This is a genomic window from Methylobacterium sp. E-045 (assembly GCF_022829685.1).
Classification (GTDB): domain Bacteria; phylum Pseudomonadota; class Alphaproteobacteria; order Rhizobiales; family Beijerinckiaceae; genus Methylobacterium.
This window is the reverse complement of record NZ_JAKSYE010000075.1, coordinates 156791-173897: the sequence shown is the minus strand read 5'-3', so window position 1 is coordinate 173897 and position 17107 is coordinate 156791. Positions and strand designations below refer to the sequence as shown.

Annotated in this window: 19 protein-coding genes; 10 read left to right on the top strand and 9 right to left on the bottom strand. The window is 68.8% G+C overall.

Features of this window, described 5'->3' with window-relative positions; all coding sequences use genetic code 11:
- Nucleotides 1-61 precede the first annotated feature (61 nt).
- Together MKK51_RS11680 and MKK51_RS11675 are read left to right on the top strand one after the other, a co-directional pair.
- Nucleotides 62-943, top strand: coding sequence for an alpha/beta fold hydrolase (locus MKK51_RS11680; RefSeq protein WP_243977223.1), 882 nt, complete (start codon nucleotides 62-64; stop codon nucleotides 941-943).
- 145 nt (nucleotides 944-1088) lie between these two features.
- Nucleotides 1089-1979 (top strand): acid phosphatase, encoded by an 891-nt coding sequence (locus MKK51_RS11675; RefSeq protein WP_243977221.1) that lies wholly within the window; start codon nucleotides 1089-1091, stop codon nucleotides 1977-1979.
- 178 nt (nucleotides 1980-2157) lie between these two features.
- Here MKK51_RS11675 and MKK51_RS11670 read toward each other — a convergent pair whose 3' ends face one another.
- Both MKK51_RS11670 and MKK51_RS11665 read right to left on the bottom strand, forming a co-directional pair.
- On the bottom strand, nucleotides 2158-2901 hold the full coding sequence (locus MKK51_RS11670; RefSeq protein WP_243977219.1) for a TerC family protein: 744 nt from the start codon (nucleotides 2899-2901) through the stop codon (nucleotides 2158-2160).
- 45 nt (nucleotides 2902-2946) lie between these two features.
- Nucleotides 2947-3900, bottom strand: coding sequence for a lipid kinase (locus tag MKK51_RS11665; protein WP_243977217.1), 954 nt, complete (start codon nucleotides 3898-3900; stop codon nucleotides 2947-2949).
- A 454-nt stretch (nucleotides 3901-4354) separates the two neighbouring features.
- On the opposite strand from MKK51_RS11665, the gene MKK51_RS11660 reads away from it, so the two are divergent.
- From MKK51_RS11660 to MKK51_RS11645, 4 genes are all read left to right on the top strand, one after another.
- Nucleotides 4355-5197, top strand: coding sequence for a hypothetical protein (locus tag MKK51_RS11660; protein WP_243977215.1), 843 nt, complete (start codon nucleotides 4355-4357; stop codon nucleotides 5195-5197).
- Between the two features lie 159 nt (nucleotides 5198-5356).
- Nucleotides 5357-6655 carry a hypothetical protein gene (locus MKK51_RS11655; protein ID WP_243977213.1) on the top strand — a complete coding sequence of 433 codons (1299 nt, stop codon included), beginning with the start codon at nucleotides 5357-5359 and terminating at the stop codon, nucleotides 6653-6655.
- Nucleotides 6656-6731: 76 nt separating this feature from the next.
- Entirely contained in the window at nucleotides 6732-7724 is a 993-nt protein-coding gene (locus MKK51_RS11650) for an SPFH domain-containing protein (protein ID WP_243977211.1), read from the top strand.
- A complete protein-coding gene (locus MKK51_RS11645) occupies nucleotides 7721-8155 on the top strand; it encodes an NfeD family protein (protein ID WP_243977210.1) in 435 nt (144 codons plus the stop codon). Before MKK51_RS11650 ends, MKK51_RS11645 begins: the two co-directional genes overlap by 4 nt.
- A 53-nt stretch (nucleotides 8156-8208) precedes the next feature.
- On the opposite strand, the gene MKK51_RS11640 is transcribed toward MKK51_RS11645, so the two are convergent.
- Nucleotides 8209-8631 (bottom strand): organic hydroperoxide resistance protein, encoded by a 423-nt coding sequence (locus MKK51_RS11640; RefSeq protein WP_243977209.1) that lies wholly within the window; start codon nucleotides 8629-8631, stop codon nucleotides 8209-8211.
- 289 nt (nucleotides 8632-8920) lie between these two features.
- Here MKK51_RS11640 and MKK51_RS11635 point away from each other — a divergent pair, with 289 nt between their 5' ends.
- Nucleotides 8921-9433 (top strand): MarR family winged helix-turn-helix transcriptional regulator, encoded by a 513-nt coding sequence (locus MKK51_RS11635; RefSeq protein ID WP_243977208.1) that lies wholly within the window; start codon nucleotides 8921-8923, stop codon nucleotides 9431-9433.
- Nucleotides 9434-9583: 150 nt separating this feature from the next.
- On the opposite strand, the gene MKK51_RS11630 is transcribed toward MKK51_RS11635, so the two are convergent.
- A complete protein-coding gene (locus MKK51_RS11630; protein WP_243977207.1) occupies nucleotides 9584-9952 on the bottom strand; it encodes a c-type cytochrome in 369 nt (122 codons plus the stop codon).
- A gap of 303 nt (nucleotides 9953-10255) precedes the next feature.
- Here MKK51_RS11630 and MKK51_RS11625 point away from each other — a divergent pair, with 303 nt between their 5' ends.
- Both MKK51_RS11625 and MKK51_RS11620 read left to right on the top strand, forming a co-directional pair.
- Nucleotides 10256-11689 carry an FAD-linked oxidase C-terminal domain-containing protein gene (locus MKK51_RS11625; RefSeq protein WP_243977206.1) on the top strand — a complete coding sequence of 478 codons (1434 nt, stop codon included), beginning with the start codon at nucleotides 10256-10258 and terminating at the stop codon, nucleotides 11687-11689.
- Nucleotides 11690-11793: 104 nt separating this feature from the next.
- Nucleotides 11794-12081, top strand: coding sequence for a hypothetical protein (locus MKK51_RS11620; RefSeq protein ID WP_243977205.1), 288 nt, complete (start codon nucleotides 11794-11796; stop codon nucleotides 12079-12081).
- A 32-nt stretch (nucleotides 12082-12113) separates the two neighbouring features.
- On the opposite strand, the gene MKK51_RS11615 is transcribed toward MKK51_RS11620, so the two are convergent.
- The 5 genes from MKK51_RS11615 to MKK51_RS11595 form a co-directional block, all read right to left on the bottom strand.
- A complete protein-coding gene (locus MKK51_RS11615; protein ID WP_243977333.1) occupies nucleotides 12114-12815 on the bottom strand; it encodes a spermidine synthase in 702 nt (233 codons plus the stop codon).
- Nucleotides 12816-12841: 26 nt separating this feature from the next.
- Complete coding sequence (locus tag MKK51_RS11610) at nucleotides 12842-13687, bottom strand: 23S rRNA (adenine(2030)-N(6))-methyltransferase RlmJ (RefSeq protein ID WP_243977204.1); 846 nt, start codon at nucleotides 13685-13687, stop codon at nucleotides 12842-12844.
- An 18-nt stretch (nucleotides 13688-13705) separates the two neighbouring features.
- Entirely contained in the window at nucleotides 13706-14365 is a 660-nt protein-coding gene (locus tag MKK51_RS11605) for a ribonuclease T2 (RefSeq protein ID WP_243977203.1), read from the bottom strand.
- Nucleotides 14362-14829, bottom strand: a complete 468-nt coding sequence (locus MKK51_RS11600) for a hypothetical protein (protein WP_243977202.1) — start codon at nucleotides 14827-14829, stop codon at nucleotides 14362-14364. The genes MKK51_RS11605 and MKK51_RS11600 overlap by 4 nt, the downstream gene beginning before the upstream one ends.
- Before the next feature lie 210 nt (nucleotides 14830-15039).
- Nucleotides 15040-16071: an extensin family protein gene (locus MKK51_RS11595; RefSeq protein ID WP_243977201.1), complete on the bottom strand. Its 1032-nt coding sequence runs from the start codon at nucleotides 16069-16071 to the stop codon at nucleotides 15040-15042.
- Nucleotides 16072-16261: 190 nt separating this feature from the next.
- Between MKK51_RS11595 and MKK51_RS11590 the strand changes: the two genes are divergently transcribed.
- On the top strand, nucleotides 16262-17023 hold the full coding sequence (locus MKK51_RS11590) for a methyltransferase (protein ID WP_243977200.1): 762 nt from the start codon (nucleotides 16262-16264) through the stop codon (nucleotides 17021-17023).
- Nucleotides 17024-17107: the final 84 nt, after the last annotated feature.

Below are 17107 nucleotides of genomic sequence, written 5' to 3'. Positions count from 1 at the left end.
GCGACCGGTGCATTAGATCTCCAATCCGATACGGACCGTCCCGGATGAGGCGTTGCAAGCGATGATCGAGCCTGCCCACTCCACCCGTGGCTTTCAGCTCGACGTGTTGGAGCGCAAGGTCCCGACGCCCTGCGACATCGTCGGAAGCGGCCCCGCGGCCCTGCTCCTGCCGGCCCTGTCGTCGATCTCGGCACGCGCGGAGATGCGGCCCCTCGCCAAGATTCTCGGCCACGACTACCGTTGCCTCATTCCCGACTGGCCAGGCTTCGGCAACCATCCGCGTTCCCGCATCGCCATGGAGCCGGACACCTTCCACGCCTTCATGGAGTCCTTGATCGCCGCCGTGCCGGGCCCCTACGCCATCGGCATCGCGGCGGGTCATGCGGCCCCCTATCTGGTGGCGGCCGCCCGGCGGCATCCCGGCCTGTTTGACCAACTCGTCCTCGTTGCCCCCACATGGCGTGGACCGCTGCCCACCGCGCTCGGCGACTCGCGCCGTGGCTGGCTCTCGGGGATCCGCAAAGCCATCGAGCTTCCCCTTCTCGGCGAGGCGCTCTACCGCATCAATATCAGTCCCCCGGTGATCGGACGGATGATGCGCGCGCATGTCTATGCCGATCCGGACCACGTCACGCCCGGCGTCATCGCCGACAAGCATGCGGTGACGCTCCAGCCGGGTGGCCGTTTCGGCACGGCGGCCTTCGTCACCGGAGGGCTCGACCCGTTCAGGGCGCGCAAGGACTTCCTCGCCCTGTTCGAAGCCGACGGGCTCCCGCCGATTCTGGTCCTGCGTCCCGAGCGTGCCCCTCGCCGATCCGGAGCCGAGATGGACGCCCTCATCGCCGCAGGCCATGTGGCCAAGGCTTCGGTTCCGGGGGCTCTGAGCCCGCACGAAGAATATCCGTGGGAGGTCGCTGCCGCGATCCGCGCCGGCATCCGGTAGGGTCATCCGATAGCGATCGGAGGCCATATCCGTGACGGAACGGCGAAATGTCATGCGTTTCGAGTGCCATACGAGTGTCGTTCAGGAACCCTATGGCTCTCCTGTCGCTTGCTGTTCCCGACGCATTTCACCCTGAGCTGCTGTCATGTCTCCTCTGCTTCCCGCTCTCGCGTCGCTTGCCTTCACGTCATGCGCCCTCATGGCGGCTCCCGTCCTGGCGCAAGCGCCCGCGCCGAACGCGGCAGACACCAAGACCACGGGCGGGAAGCCACGCTCCGCGCCGGCCGTCGCGACCACGCCGTTGACGCCGGGGATGCCGGCGCGCGCGCCCTATCTGTCCGACGCGACCGCGCCCGATGCCGTCGCGATCCTGCCGCCGCCCCCACGCGGGCAATCCGCGGCGGAAACGGCCGACAAGACCGCCTTCACGGCGACCCGCGCCCTGAAGGGCAGCGCGCGCTGGGAACTCGCCACTGCGGATGTGGCGGACGGCCCCTCGGCCATTCTCGATGATTTCGCCTGCGTGCTCGGGCGCAAGATCGACCAGTCCCGCTCGCCCGCGCTGATGACGCTGCTCGAACGGACCCGCCTCGACATCAGCCGCGCCACCCGCTCGCTCAAGGAGCATTACCGTCGCCTGCGTCCCTTCGTCGGCAACGAGGCCGAGATCTGCGTGGCGCGAACCCGCGAGTTGGGTGATGCCTTCAGCTTCCCCTCCAGCCACGCGACACAAGGATGGGCCTACGCGTCCATCCTCGCCGCCCTGGTCCCCGAGAAGGCGACGCAGTTCTTCCTGCGCGGCAAGGCTTACGGCGAGAACCGTATTGTCTGCGGCGTGCATTGGGCGAGCGACGTGGAGGCCGGACGCACCACGGCCAGCGTCGTCGTCAGTTCGCTCCAGGGTGATTCCGGCTTCCGGACCGATCTCGAGCGGGCTCGCGTGGAGATGGCGAAGAACCTGTCGCAGGAAGGCTCGCCTCCGGACGCGGCGATCTGCGCCCGCGAAACCTCGGCCCTGCGTGAGCCGATCCTGTAGGCGGTCACGAGGGCTCGGCAGGGACCGACTCCCTGCAGCGCGGGCCGTTGTCGGTCGCGCCTCGGCCCCTCCACCTGGCTCCTTCGCTCGCGTCGGAAACAAGAAAGGCCCGACCGTTATCCCGGTCGGGCCTTTCTTCGTTTTCCCGTGAAACGGAAAGGGGGGAGGAGTTGCCCCCCTACCCCACGGTCGTCCTGTTCCGTCTCCGGCGGCGGGCGAGGAGATTGAGCGCCTCGACGCCGGCCGAGAACGCCATGGCGGTGTAGATGTAGCCCTTCGGCACGTGAGCGCCGAAACCTTCCGCGATCAGCGTCATGCCGATCATGATGAGGAAGCCGAGCGCCAGCATGACCACCGTGGGGTTGGCGTCGATGAAGCGCGCCAGAGGGTCGGCCGCCAACAGCATGACGGTGACGGCGGTGATGACGGCGATCACCATGATCGGCACGTGATCGGTCATGCCCACCGCCGTGATGATGCTGTCGATGGAGAAGACGAGGTCGAGGACCAGGATCTGCCCCACGGCGGCGGCGAAGCTCAGCGCCACGGGGGAGGACGCATCCTCGTGGCCGTCATCGGGATCGACGGTCTCGTGGATTTCCTTCGTGGCCTTCCACAGCAGGAACAGGCCGCCGCCAATGAGGATCATGTCCCGCCAGGAAAAGGCCTTGCCGAAGACCTCGAAGACCGGCTGCGTCAGGTGGACGATGTAGGCGACAGTGCCGAGCAGGCCGAGGCGCAGGATCAGCGCGAGACCGATGCCGATGCGGCGGGCCTTGGTCTGCTGATGGGCCGGCAGCTTGTTGGTGAGGATCGAGATGAAGATCAGATTGTCGATGCCGAGCACCACCTCCATCACGATCAGGGTGGCGAGCGCCACCCAGGCGGTCGGGTCTGCGGCGAGTTGAAGAAGGGAATCCACGGGGAGAGAACCTCGAACGTCGTCAGGTCGGAAAGCGGCGCAACGTCAGGACGCAGCCGGAATGATGCCGGGGCGCGCGGAAGGCTCGGGCGCATAGATCCGGATCGCCTTGGGCACGACCTTGAAATGGGCCGAAGTGTAGGTGGAGAGCTCTCCATCCGTGTTCACCGGTCTCGGCTTCCTGGTCTTCACCACGATCTCGGTGGTGTTGAAGGCACGCACGTCGGCCGCCTTGCCCTGCGTGCCCCGGCGGAGGGCAGGCAGCAGCGCGATGAGCCGCCACCAGTGCTTCACCTCCAGGCTGTAGAAATCGAGCTTGCCGTCATCGACGGTGGCGGTCTCCTCCACGGTCATCCCGCCACCGTAGTGGCGACCGTTGCCCACCGAGACCTGGATCGTGGTGATGGTCTCGGTCTGCCCGTCATGTTCGAGATAGACCGTGAACGGACGCACCCGCCGCAGGACGCGCATGGCGGCGATGGCATAGCCGAGGGTGCCCCATTTCTTCTTCGACTCGGCGGTGAGGTCGCCGGCGAGGTCGGCCGAGAAGCCGATACTCGCCACGTTGAAGTAGTAGCGGCCATTGACCCAGCCGAGATCCACGGCCTGAGGCCGCGCCGTGCCGATGAGCTGCGCGGCCTCCACCGGGTCGGTGGGCAGGCCGAGGGAGCGGGCGAGATCGTTGGCGGTCCCCAGCGGCAGGATGCCCAGCGGCAGGCCGGTCTCGACCAGGGCCGGTGCGGCGGAGTTCATGGTGCCGTCGCCGCCGCCGAGGATGACGAGATCGCAGTCCTTGGCATGGCGCTTGATCACCGCCGTGCAATCGGGATCACCCGGCGGCTCGAACGGCTCGATGCCGGCGGCACGCAGGGCATCGCGCACGGCGTCGAGGGAGAACGAGCCGTTCCGGGCGTTCGGGTTGACGAGAAGGAGAGCCCGGCGGGGCGAGGCGGCGCTCACGAGGCCGCCTCCGGGAAGGGGCATCCGGAGATGCCGCATGAGATCATCGCAACAACCACGAGTTTCAGAACCCCCCGGTGCGTTCGCGCCGCGTCAGCGCAAAGGCAGAGAAGGAGTCCGACATCGCGGCCGACGCCTCGGCCTCCAGAGGGGCCCGGACCCGTCAAGCTCTCCAGAGGTGGGCGCTCCCGCGCCGATGGCAAGAGGCAATGTCCCGGAGAAGAGCCGGTCACGGTCAGATGGGCCCTCGCAAACCCCGGCGGACGGTGATCGCCGATGGCTGGGAACAGCGGGCATAACGCGGGGAACGGCGCCCGATCGAAGCAGCCCGGCAACGCCGCGTGCTAGGTCTCGGGCCACGACGGAGCCCCGTCGCGAACGGGCCGTCTGGACACGGGCAACCGAACGCCCGACCTTGACGTTTCCCTTCGGCCGGACGCTGTCATGCGGTCGTGCCCACCCTCCACGTCGCTCGCGACAGCGGTGAGATGCCATGCGCTACGGACTGTTCTCCACTTGCTCGGCGGCCCTCCTCGGGGCCTTGATGTCCACCGGTGGCGCCGGGGCTCAGGGCCGCCCCGCCTGGGTCGATCCTCCGGCCAAGGCCGATACGAAGCCCGAGCCGAAACCCGCCTCGCCCCAGGCGGTGCAGGGGGCACCCGAGGCGAGTCCGGCCCAGGCGGCGAAACCCGAGACGGCGCCGAGTGCCGCCTCCGTGGCGGAGAGGGGCACAGAAGCACCGCAGCGGACCCGTCGCGGCAGCCGCCACGCCGAGGGCGGGATCAGGCATTCCCCCCGCCGGCTGTCGCAGGTTCCGCCGAACGCCCTCCCCCTCACCGTCTCCCCGGGCGCACCGCCCCCGAACATGGCGATGGCCTCCGAGGACCGCTTTCCCGAATGGGCGCGCAAGGCCCAGAGGCTCAACGAGGATTATCTCGACGCGGTCTCGGAGCCCGGCGACGGCATGGTCGCCGCCGCACCGCGTTTCTACGCCGAGTCCGTCCGCTTCCACGGCCGGACCCTGTCTCTGGCGGCGCTGATGGCGGAGAAGCGCCGCTTCGTCCGGCGCTGGCCGGACCGCCGCTACGTGGTGCAGGACGGTTCCCCGCGCACGGCCTGCAGCGTCGGCACGAGCAGCTGCATCGTGCGCTCCACCTTCGATTTCCGTGCGGCGAATCCGAGGAACGGTGCCCGCTCGCAGGGCGTGGCGGAACTGACCCTGGAAATCTCCTTTGCCGGACCGCGTCCGGTGATCGTGTCCGAGTCGAGCCGGGTCCTGCGCCGCTTCGCACCGGGACAGCTGAGCGCCGCCGCATCGACACGGCGCGGCGCCTGAGCCACAGTCGAACCGATGATCGCAGCCACGACACGCGCAGCCAAGACACGGGCAGCCGGCAGGACCTCTCCGACCAAGGCCTCTCCGACGCACCCGTCCGGTGAGGTCGAGGCTCCGGCCATTGTCGCGGCGCGTGGCGCACGGGAATCCGTCCGCGCGATGATCGAAGCGGAGATCCGCCGCCAGAATGCGTTTCCGGTGGCAAGGCGGACGCTGCAGCTCCTCGCCGAGGCCGTGGTCGAGCCTGCCGCCGAGCCGCCCTTCTACCGGGTCGTCGACCGTTCCGGGACACCGCGACACGGCGAAAGCGGCCCTCTGACCCTCGAGGAGCTGTTCGGCGAATTGCGGGAGCGCCATGGCGCCCTGTTCGTGCCGGTGCCGCCGAAACCCTCGGTGGAGGCGCCGCCCGAGCCCACCGCATCGGACGAGATCAAGGCGGCGACGGCGCGGTTCATGGACTCGCAGTCCGAACTGGCCCGGTCGGTGATGGCCCGCTCGCTCATCCGGGGAAGGGCCGCCGCAGCCACGGTCTCGGCCACCCTGGCGGGCACTCTGAGCACCATCCGTCTCTCCCTGGCCGAGCGCCGGAGCGGCGGGCGGGAATCGAGCCCGCAAGCGACCTTGCGCGAACGCGGCATGCGCATCGGTGCCTCGTTCGGCGACAGGGCCCGCGAGACGGTCGCCAACGCCCGTGACCGTTTCTCGGGCCTCGCCGCCACGGCCTCTCCTGCGACGACGCCGGTCCAGGGCGCGCAACCGGCCCGCTGGCCTGGATGGCTCGCCCGTGTCGGCGACCGGCTGCGCCGCCTTCGCCGGGATGACGGTTCGATCCTGACCCGGCCGGGCACGCTCGCAGGGGCGGGTCTGATTGCCGGCCTCGCCATCGTCCTGCTTCTCACCGCTGGCGGTGGGAACGACAGGCCGGCCTCCACACCGGATGCGGAGGCTCCCCGGCAGGACGCGAAGGCGCAGGATCCTTCCCAGGCGACATCGCCGCCCCAGACCCACCCGGCGCAGAACCGGCCCTCCACCATGGCCAATCCGCGCGAGACGGTTTCCCCGGCGACGCCCCCCGGCATTCCCGCCGAGGAGCCGAGTCCACCCTCGGCCGAGGAGAGCCCGACGAAGCCGCCTGAACCATCCAACGCCATCACCGGCAAGACGGAGGTGATCGACACCGCGACCCTGCGCGTCGGCGGCAAGCTCGTGCGCCTGTTCGGGGTGGAATGGGTCCGCGGCGGACAGCCGGAAGAACTGACGCGCTACCTTGCCGGCCGCCCGGTGACCTGCCAGCCGGTCGCCGGAAGTGCGGCCTATCTCTGCGCCGTGGACGGTCGCGACCTGTCGGAGGTCGTGCTCTTCAACGGCGGAGGCCGTGCCTCCTCGGAAGCCACCCCCGATCTCGTCGCCGCCGAGGATCGTGCGCGGACGGAGCGCCTGGGGGTCTGGGCGCGCTGACGAGAGGACGATTCACCTTGCATCGGTGGGGACGCTCGGCCTCAATGTCCTCACCGGAGGGGCAGTGGGGACAGGCATGGATCTCTCGATCGGGTTGAGCGTGGTGGCGGTGGCACTCGTCGTCCTTGTGGTCGTCACCCTCGCCATCGGCATCAACATCATCCCGCAGGGCCACGTCTACACGGTGGAGCGGTTCGGCCGGTACTCGCGCACCCTCGAATCCGGGCTCGGCCTCATCGCCCCCTATGTCGAGCGGATCGGCCGGCGCGTGAATGTCATGGAGCAGGTCATCGAGGTGCCGAGCCAGGAGGCCTTCACCCGCGACAATGCCGGGGTGAAGATCGACGCGGTGGTGTTCTATCAGGTGCTCGACGCGGCCAAAGCCTCCTACGAGATCTCGAATCTCGAAACCGCGATGATGACGCTGACGATGACCAACATCCGCACCGTCGTCGGCTCGATGGACCTCGACCAGTTGCTGTCCCACCGCGACGAAATCAACGAACGTCTGCTCCATGTCATGGATGCGGCCTCCTCGCCCTGGGGGGTGAAGATGACCCGGATCGAGATCAAGGACATCCTGCCGCCCGCCGATCTCGCCGGCGCCATGGCCCGCCAGATGAAGGCGGAGCGCGAGAAGCGCGCCTCCGTCCTCGAAGCCGAGGGCCATCGCCAGGCCGATATCCTGCGCGCGGAAGGCCGCAAGCAATCCGCCATCCTCGAAGCCGAGGGGAGGCGCGAGGCCGCGTTCCGCGATGCGGAGGGCCGTGAGCGCAGCGCCGAGGCCGAGGCCCGCGCCACGAGCCTCATCAGCGAAGCGATCTCCCAAGGCGACCTCGCCGCGGCGAACTTCCTGGTGGCCGAGAAATACGTGGATGCGATCAAGGCCTTGGCCACCGCGCCCAACCAGCGGGTGGTGGTGGTGCCGATCGAGGCGGCGTCCCTCGCCGGCACCCTCGGCGGCATCGCGGAGATCACCCGCGGCGTATTCGGCGAGGGCACGGCGCAGCAGAGAAAACCGTCCGGCCTGCCGCCGAAGGTCGGCCCGAGCGGGGGAGGGGCTGCGTGATCGTGGATGGGGTGACGGCTTTGGGACCGGTCTGGACCTGGATCCTGGTCGGGCTGGTCCTGATGGGAGCGGAACTCGCGATCTCGGGCGTGTTCCTGGTCTGGCTCGGCACCGCCGCCATGGTCACGGGCCTCGAAGTCGCCGTGGTGCCGATGCCGTGGCAGGCGCAGATCGTCCTGTTCGCCGTGTTGTCGGTGGGCCTCGTCGTGGTCGCGCAGAAGCGGATGACCGGGCGTCCCAACAGTCTCAACCGCGGCGCGCAGGGCCTGATCGGCCAGGAATTCCACCTCGACGCCGCGATCGCGAACGGGCTCGGACGGATCAGGGTCAACGACACGCTCTGGCGCGTCTCCGGTCCCGATGCACCGGCAGGAACCCGCATCCGGGTCACCGGGATCGACGGAACCGTGCTCACCGTGACGACGGCCTGACGGACGGACGAAGCCGGAGGGGCGGGTGGCCCCTCCGGCTTCGCGGTGCGCGCTCAGGCGACGCTGATGTCGACCTGGATGTTGCCGCGGGTGGCGTGGGAATAGGGGCACACCACATCGGCGCGCTTCACCAGATCTTCGGCCTTGTCCCGCTCGATGCCGGGCAGGGTCGCCTTCAGGCTGACGACGAGACCGAAGCCCTCGCCGTCGTCGCGCGGGCCGATGCCGACGGAGGACTCGACCTTGGCGTCCTCGGGGATCTTCACCTTGTCCTTGCCGGCCACGAACTTGATCGCGCCGAGGAAGCAGGCGGCGTAGCCGGTGGCGAAGAGCTGCTCCGGATTGGTGCCGTTGCCGCCACCGCCGCCCAGTTCCTTCGGCGTCACCAGGGTGACGTTGACGGCCTTGTCGTCGGTGGAGGCGGAGCCTTCACGGCCGCCGGTGGCATGGGCGTGGGCGGTATAGAGTGCCTTCATGGTGGTCATCCTGCTTAAGGTCGACGAGGGTTGCGTCGAGGAAAGATGGTCTCACGAGAGGACGGGGAAACCCGTCCACCGGAGGAAAACGTGCGACATCACGGGATCCGACTAAAAAGCGAAACTAGATTGCACGCAACTGATATCCCATATGACACCAAACTAAATTGCGCGCAACCGTTTTGCGAGAGTACCGTGAACGCTGGTGACCATTCCGCATTATCAATTACATAGGGTAGTTGGGCCGGACCCGACACCGGACCCGACCAACATGAGGGAGGCCCCAGGAATGGCAGGCCGACGTATCACGCACGCAGATCCCATCGACGACGTCGCGACCACGGGTCGGGGCGTCGACGGTCAGCTTTGCTTTGCGGTCTATTCGGCGGCCCACGCCTTCGGCCGAGCCTACCGTGCTCTCCTGGCCGCCCACGACCTCACCTATCCGCAATACCTGGTCCTTCTGGTCCTCTGGGAACACGAGGGTCTGACGGTGAAGGAGATCGGAACCCAGCTGTTCCTCGATTCCGGAACGCTCACGCCTCTGCTGAAACGGCTGGAGGCGTCGGGCCATGTCCGCCGGGCCCGCGACCGGGCCGACGAGCGCCAGGTCAGCATCTTCCTGACGCCCAAGGGGCGCGAGCTGGAGGGGCGGATGGATTGCGTCCCCGGTCTCGCGGGAGCCCTGACCGGGATGTCGGAAGACGGACGCCGAGCGCTCCTCGACTCCCTGGTCATGCTGCGGGGAGCGCTCCACGACAACGTGGCCGGCGCCAATGAGGACTCTCCGACCTCCAAGTGACCGGTTCCGGAACCGTCCCCCGGCGGCTCCGATCACGCAAAAGGCCGCCCCTGAGCGAACAGGGACGGCCTCCATCGACGATCGACAGGACGCTTCCGTTTCCGGAGGCTCGAAGCCGCGGCCGCCGTGATCGGCTGCGGCTTCCGTCCCTCAGGACTTGGACTTGAGATAGGCGATGACGTCGGCGATCTTCTTGTCGTCCTTCAGGCCCGGATAGACCATCTTGGTGCCGGGCACCTTGGCCTTGGGATCCTTGAGCCATTCCTTCAGGTTCGCGTCATCCCAGGTGATCCCGGAATTCTTCAGCGCGGCCGAGAAGCTGTAGCCGTCATGGCCCTCACCGGCCTTCTCGCCGTAGACGCCCTTGAGGCTCGGACCGACGCCGTTCTTCTCGAAGTTGTGGCAGGCCTTGCAGGCCGAGAACACTTTCTCGCCGGCAGCCGCGTCGCCGGCGTCCTGGGCCTGTGCGGACATCGGGAGCATGAGCGCGAGAGCGGCGCCGAGGATGAGGTGACGCATTGTATCTTTTCCTCCGTTGAGCGGCATGAGCCAGCCGAGCTTATGGCAGAGCTTTTGGTTTTAGAACAGATCGAGACTGGGAACGTTCCAAACTCGCCTCGGGTCCGTGCGGCGAAAGGAAGCCCGAAGCCGGCCGTTCCGCCTCCCGGAACCGTCGACGCATCCGATCCTGATGCATCGAGACCGGATATCGTTTAGATGTCTTCCAATTCCATTGCCCTGAACGGTTCACGGCTCGCTTTTAGTCCTTCCAAGCTGAGCGGTGGCTGAAGACGGGCCGAGACGTCGAGGAGCGCCCGCCCCATGTCGATCGCCTTCCCCACCCCCGATCCCGACATTCTCGCCCGCCGCGACGCGATCATCGCCGGCCTGCGCCCGCTGGTGGCCGCCGAGGCCCTGGTGACCACCGAGGACGAGCGCCGCGCCTTCGAGACCGACGGGCTCACCGCCTACCGCAAGATGCCGCTCGCCGTGGTCCTGCCCTCCACCACCGCCGAGGTCTCCGCCGTGATGGCCTATTGCCACGCCAACGGCGTGCGGGTGGTGGCCCGCGGCGCCGGCACCTCCCTCGCCGGCGGGGCCATCGCGCAGGAGGACGCGATCATCCTCGGCGTCGCCAAGATGACCCGCGTCCTCGACGTGGATTTCGAGAATCGGGTCGCCCGGGTCGAATCGGGCCTGACCAACCTCGCCATCTCGGGCGCTGTCAGCCACGAGGGGTTCTTCTACGCGCCGGACCCGTCGAGCCAGCTCGCCTGCACCATCGCGGGCAACATCGCGATGAATTCTGGCGGCGCGCATTGCCTGAAATACGGTGTGACCACCAACAACCTTCTGGGCGTCACCCTGGTGATGAACGACGGCACCGTGGCCGAGATCGGGGGCGCCCATCTCGACAGCGCCGGCTACGACCTCCTCGGCCTGATCTGCGGCTCGGAGGGTCAGCTCGGCATCGTCACCGAGGCGACGGTGCGCATCCTGCGGGCGGCCGAGGGCGCGCGCCCGGCCCTGGTGGGCTTCTCCTCGGTGGAGGATGCGGGCGCCTGCACCGCCGCCATCATCGCCGCCGGCATCATCCCCGTGGCCATGGAATACATGGACCGCGAGGCGATCCTCATCACCGAGGATTTCGCCCAGGCCGGCTACCCCCGCGACGCCGAGGCGATGCTGATCATCGAGGTCGAGGGGTCGGACGCGGAATGCGAGGCCATGCTGGCCCGGATCGAGGCCATCGCCCGCGATTACCGGCCCACCAGCATCCGCGTCTCGAAATCCGAGGCCGAGAGCGCCGCGATCTGGAAGGGGCGCAAATCCGCCTTCGGCGCCACCGGCCGGATCTCGGACTATATCTGCATGGACGGCACGATCCCCACCGGGCAATTGCCCCTGGTGCTGGAGCGCATCGGGGCGATCTGCGCCGACAAGGGGCTTCGGGTCGCCAACGTCTTCCATGCGGGGGACGGCAACCTGCATCCCCTCATCCTGTTCGACATCAACACGCCCGGCGAGTTGCAGAAGGCGGAGGCCGCCGGCGACGAGATCCTCAAGCTCTGCGTCGAGGTCGGCGGCTGCCTCACCGGCGAGCACGGCGTCGGCATCGAGAAGCGCGAGCTCATGCGTTTCCAGTACGCGCAGGCCGACCTCGACCAGCAGATGCGGGTCCGCAACGTGTTCGACCCGAAATGGCTGATGAACCCCGCCAAGGTCTTTCCCCTGGAGGGACGGGTGGCGGCCTGAGGCGGCCGCGCCCCTCGTCGCGGTTTCCCGCCATCTGCCGCACAGGCCCGGAACGCTCGGCTCCGGGTCGGTGTTTCCTCCCCGCACAATCGTGGAGGATGATCATGCGCATCGTTGCAACGCTCTCGGCCCTGACGCTGCTCACCGTGGCGAGCACGGGAGCGGCCGAAGCCAAAGGCTGCATCAAGGGCGCGATCATCGGCGGCCTCGCCGGGCATTACCTCGCCGAGCGCGGCGTGGTGGGCGCGGTGGCGGGCTGCATCGGCGGTCGCTATCTCGCCAATCGCCGCGCCAAGCAGCAGCGCGAGATCGAGTACGGCTCGCGGGTGCAACAGCGTGGGGCCGGCTACGCACCGAACCAGCCCTACCCGCGCCGCTCCTACAATTACTGAGATCCATCCGGCCGGGGCGGCCGGCGACGGAGCTATCCGGTCCGCCGGCCTGCCTCTTCGCGCTCGTCCGTCCTGACCGCGATCCAGAGCACGTGCCGGCGACCGCCGGGATGGGCCGGATAACGCTGTTCCTCGACATCGAAGCCGAAGCGCCGGAGCCGCTTCTTGAACCGGCGGTCCGGCCCTCCGGACCAGACGGCCAGGATGCCGCCCGGTCGCAAGGCATAGTGGGCCCGCTTGAGACCCCAGCCGTCGTAGAGGCGGTCGTTCTCCCGCCGCGTCAGGCCCTTGGGGCCGTTGTCGACATCGAGGAGGATGGCGTCGAACTGCGCCGGTCCCGATTGGATGAGGCGGTTCACGTCGGCCTCGACCAGGGTCACCCGCGGATCGTCGAGGCTTCCGGTGAAGAGATGGGCGAGGGGACCGCTCGCCCAGGCGATGACCGCCGGCATCAACTCGGCCACGACGATTTCCGCCTGTGGGCCGAGGGCATCGAGGGCCGCGCGCAGGGTGAACCCCATGCCGAGTCCGCCGACGAGGATCCTGGGTGTTGGGTTTGCCGCGAGCCGCGCGCAGGTGACCGTGGCCAGGGCCCGCTCCGAATCGCGGTGCCGGTCGTTCATCAGTTCGGCGGTGCCCACCATGATCGAGAAGGCATCGTCGTAGCGGACGAGGCGCATCGTCTCGACGCTGCCAGGAATGGCGGCGCTGGCGATGGGAATCGCGGCATTCATCGATGGGACGACCTTCACGACAGGGTTCAAGCCTCGACGCCGAACGCGTCGCAGCGAAACGCCCCGTAATCGCCGCGCGCCAGCCGCTCGGCGAGGGCGGGCAGGAAGAGGGCGGCCTCGTAGGCGAGGCGCCAGGGCGGGTTGATGACGATGAGGCCGTTGCCGTTGAGACGGTTCGGATACGGCTCCGAGATCATCAGGTCGATGCGCAGGGCGGGCCGGGAGAGCGAGCGGTCGAGTTCCGCCACCATGCGGTCGACGAGGGCGATATCCTTGATCGGATACCAGCCGAGATAGATCCCGGTCGGCCATTTCGCCACGGCCTTGGCCAGCGCCGCGCCGAGGCGGTCGACCTCGCCGAGTTCCTCGTAGGGCGGGTCGATCAGCACGACGCCCCGCCGCTCGGGGGGAGGGATCAGCGCGTTGAGGGCGGTCCACCCGTCGAGATGCATCACCTTGGTGCGCGGATCCTGGTTGTAGCCCTCGCGCAGGATCTCGGCATCGGCGGGGTGCAGCTCGACGAAGACGCCCTGGTCGCTGGGCCGCAGGAATTCGCGGATGATGGCCGGAGAGCCGGGATAGATCGTGGCCCCGTGCCGCGCCTGGGTGGCGGCGACGGCCTCGCGATAGGGGGCGAACAGCGCCTCCACCTCGTCGGGGAAGGGCGTGTCGAGGCGGCCCCAGCCATCGTGCCACTCACCCGTCCGGCCCGCCTCGTCGCCGGTCAGATCGTAGAAGCCGAGGCCCGCATGGGTGTCGATGGCGCGAAACCCCGTGGGCTTGGCCTGGAGATGATGGAGCACGCGCGTGAGCACGAGGTGCTTGAGCACGTCGGCGAAATTACCGGCGTGGAAGGCGTGCCTGTAATTCATGGGCGCAGGTTCCTGGCCTCACCGGCTCGCGTCGACGGCGATCTCGCCCGCGCGGCAGTTCTGCCGCGCCACTTCGGGACAGGGCGTGAAGCCGCGCAGATCCTTGGTGAAGCAGATCCGCACCTCCTGCAACTCTCCCCGGGTGCAGGTGACCGACATCATGTCCGGCCGCAGGCCCCGATTGGCCGCCACGAACTGGCGGGCGATGTCGACGGGTGCGATGCGGGTGTCGGATTCCGGCTTGGCGAAGGCGGCCGGAATGGTCACCGCCTCCCGCGCCTGGGCGGCGGCCTTGAAATACGCCATCGGATCGAGGCCCGAACAGGTGCCGTGCTTGCGCCACTCGTAGCGGGCGAGCCCCTCGCTCGGATAGACCTCGCCGGCCACATCCATGGCCTGCCGGGTGGGAGCGCGTTCCACGGCGGAGCAGTCGGACGGGTAGCCCCGCGTATATTGCGGCCACAGCCCATGGACGACGAAGCCGAGGCCGCGACCCGGCCGGCATTGGCCGTCGGCGTCACGCCGTCCGGCCGTCTCGCAATAGGTCGGCGACCAGGACAGGGCCAGCACGTAGAAATCGAACTCGCCGGGCGTTCCGCCGCGTCCGTAGCCCTGCGCCTGCGCGGTTCCGGCGAGGGCCGTCAGCGCCAGTCCGGCGAGCGCGGCGACTCGTCTCACGGACGGGCTTCGCGGCAGGCCGTGGCGTAGGCATAGGCGAGGTTGCGGTCGAGGCCGTGGACGCAGAACTCGACGCCCCAGGTCACCCCGATGATGCCGAGGCCCTCGCGCACGGAATAATCGACCTTGCGCTTGATCCCGTCCGACGTGGTCGCCACGGCGCTGCAGAAGCGGCGGGGATAGGTGTCGAGGCCCCAGGGGCGCCAGGCCGTCCGCTCGATCCGGTCGTAGCCGACGATGGTGAGGTTCGAATTCCAGAACTTCGCCTCCTTCTCGGCGAACTGGCTCGACATCTGTTCCAGCACCGAGGAATCCTGACAGCCCGGAATCTGCGCGTCGAAGGGAAACTCCCGCTCCTCAGCGGGGGTGATCTCCTCGCGGCCCGAGCGGGCGAAGGCGGGTTGCAGGCTACCCGCGAGGACGAGGCCGAGGGCCAGGGCGGTGGCGAGGGAATTCGGGCGCATGCCGGCGTCTTTCCGCTGGAGTCCGTTCATTCCGGGACGATGGCGTCTCGTCGTGCCGTGTCAAGCGGAAGGGCCGGGGCGGCGTCGCTTTCGCCCCGCCCTGGGGCGACCGGAACACAGTCGGGCGCTCATACCGAGCGGCGCCGATCCCGACCGATGGTCGTCCTCGGCGCGTTCGGCGGACGCCCGCCGCCGCGCGGACGCCCGGTATCAATAGATCGGGTCGGCGAGACCGGGAGCGGCGAGCGAGAGCGGCTCGTCGGAGAAGCCCGGCGCCGGTTCGGCATAGGTCGGCGCGGAGGCCAGACGCGATGTCTGCGGACGCGGCACCGGCCGGCCCACCGGGGTGGAGGCATAGGCCGAGGGGGCGCGGGCGGACGGGCTGGGGGAGGGCGCGCGGGCGACCTGCGGGCTCGTCCGGGCCGGCTGCCGGTTCGAGGACATCGGCGTCACGCCGTAGGGATCGTCCTCCTCGATATCGACGGGGGCCTGGGGCGGGGCGGGCTGGCGCTCCACCGGGCGCGGACGCGAGATCGGCCGGGGTACGCCGTCGGCCCCGAGTTGCGGCGTGAATTTCAGCAGCGGCTGGCAGATCCGCTTGAGGCCGCGGGGGTCGTGGCGGGCGAGATCCACATGGATATGGTCGTAGTGGAACACGTTGGAGCCGGGGGCGAGGACGGTGGAGAAGCGTGCGCAGGCCCCCACGAAGACTTCGCGCAGAAAACCCTGCTCGGCCTCGGTGCCGCGCCAGCCGCCCTTGACGGTGATGACGTAGCCGTCGGCGAGCTTGAACGACATGATGTCGACGGCATTGCCGAAGGAATGCTCCGAGAGCTTGGCGCCGGCCTGGTTGTTGCGGCCGCGGCAGGCATAGGAGCCGGCGTTGATCTCGGCCACGGGCTGGCCGAAATACAGGTTGGCGGCGGGCTGGATCGTGTCCGCCAGCCACGCTTCGGCCTCGGCCAGGGCCGGGCAGGCCAGCGTCATCCGCTGTTTCAGGACGACCGACCCCTTGCCGAGACGGGTGATCCGGTAGGGCTGCAGCATGCCGCAGACGCCCGGACCGTTGATTTCCTTCACCGGCGTCACGAACTCGGTGGTCTCCACCAACCGCCTGGCGTTGCAGGCCTGTTCGGTCTGGTCGCGCCAGGCTTCGCGGCTCTCGAACGGGCTGCGTCCACAGCCGGTGAGACCTGCGCCGATCAGCCCAAGAACGGAAAACGCGAGTACGCTACGCCACATCTCCGAACAATGGGCAGCTTTTCGTAAAGCGTTCGTCAACGATGCGGAGCGATCCGCCGCCTGTGGAGGAGTGTGGACGGTCGAGGCTCCCCCCTTGCTTGTGCCGGGACGGCCAATGGTGCCGGAACGCTTGAGCGCGCCCCCCGCCCGGTCTATCGCAGCCTCACCGATGATCCCGCCGACGGCACCGATGCGTCCCTGGAAACAGGCTGTGGCCCGGGCCTTCGACGGGGCGGAAGACTACGATGCCGCTGGACTCATCCAGGCGATCGTCGCCGAGGGGCTGGCGCAGCGCATCGCCGCCCTGCCCCTGCCCCCGTCGCCACGGATCCTCGAGATCGGATGCGGCACGGCCTTCCTGACACAGGCCGTCCTCGCCCATGTGACGCCCGGCCTGATGGTCGCCTCGGATCTCGCCCCCGCCATGATCCGGCGGGCGCGCGCGCGCGTGAAGCACCGGTCCGACCTGGCGTTCCTCGTCATGGACGGCGAGCGGCCCTGCCTGGCGCCGGGCTTCGATCTGATCTGTTCGAGCCTGGCGGCACAATGGTTCGAGGATCTGGAGGGTGCGCTCGGCCGGCTCGCCGGTCTGCTGGCGCCGGGCGGGTTCCTCGCGGTGACGACCCTGGCCTCGGGTACCTTCCGCGAATGGCATGAGGCGCATGACGCCGTCGGCCATCGACCGGCCACACCGTCCTATCCGACAAAAGAGGCCCTGGCCCGCCTCCGATTCGCAGGCTGCACGAGCAGCCTGTCCCTGGAACCGGTCGTGGAGGCGCATGCCGACGGCCGGGCCTTCCTCCGTTCGCTCCGCGCCATCGGGGCGGGAACGCCGGGCGCCGTCCGTCCCCTCTCACCCGGCGCGCTGCGCACGGTGATCAGGCGGTTCGAGACGGGGGGAGCGGCGATCACCTATGAGGTCGCCACCCTGGAGATCCGGCGCGATCCCTGACACGGAAAACGGCGGGGCTCTCGCCCCGCCGCACGGCGTTCCGGTCTCGGTGAACGATCCGACCTACGAGGCCAGGAGAACGCT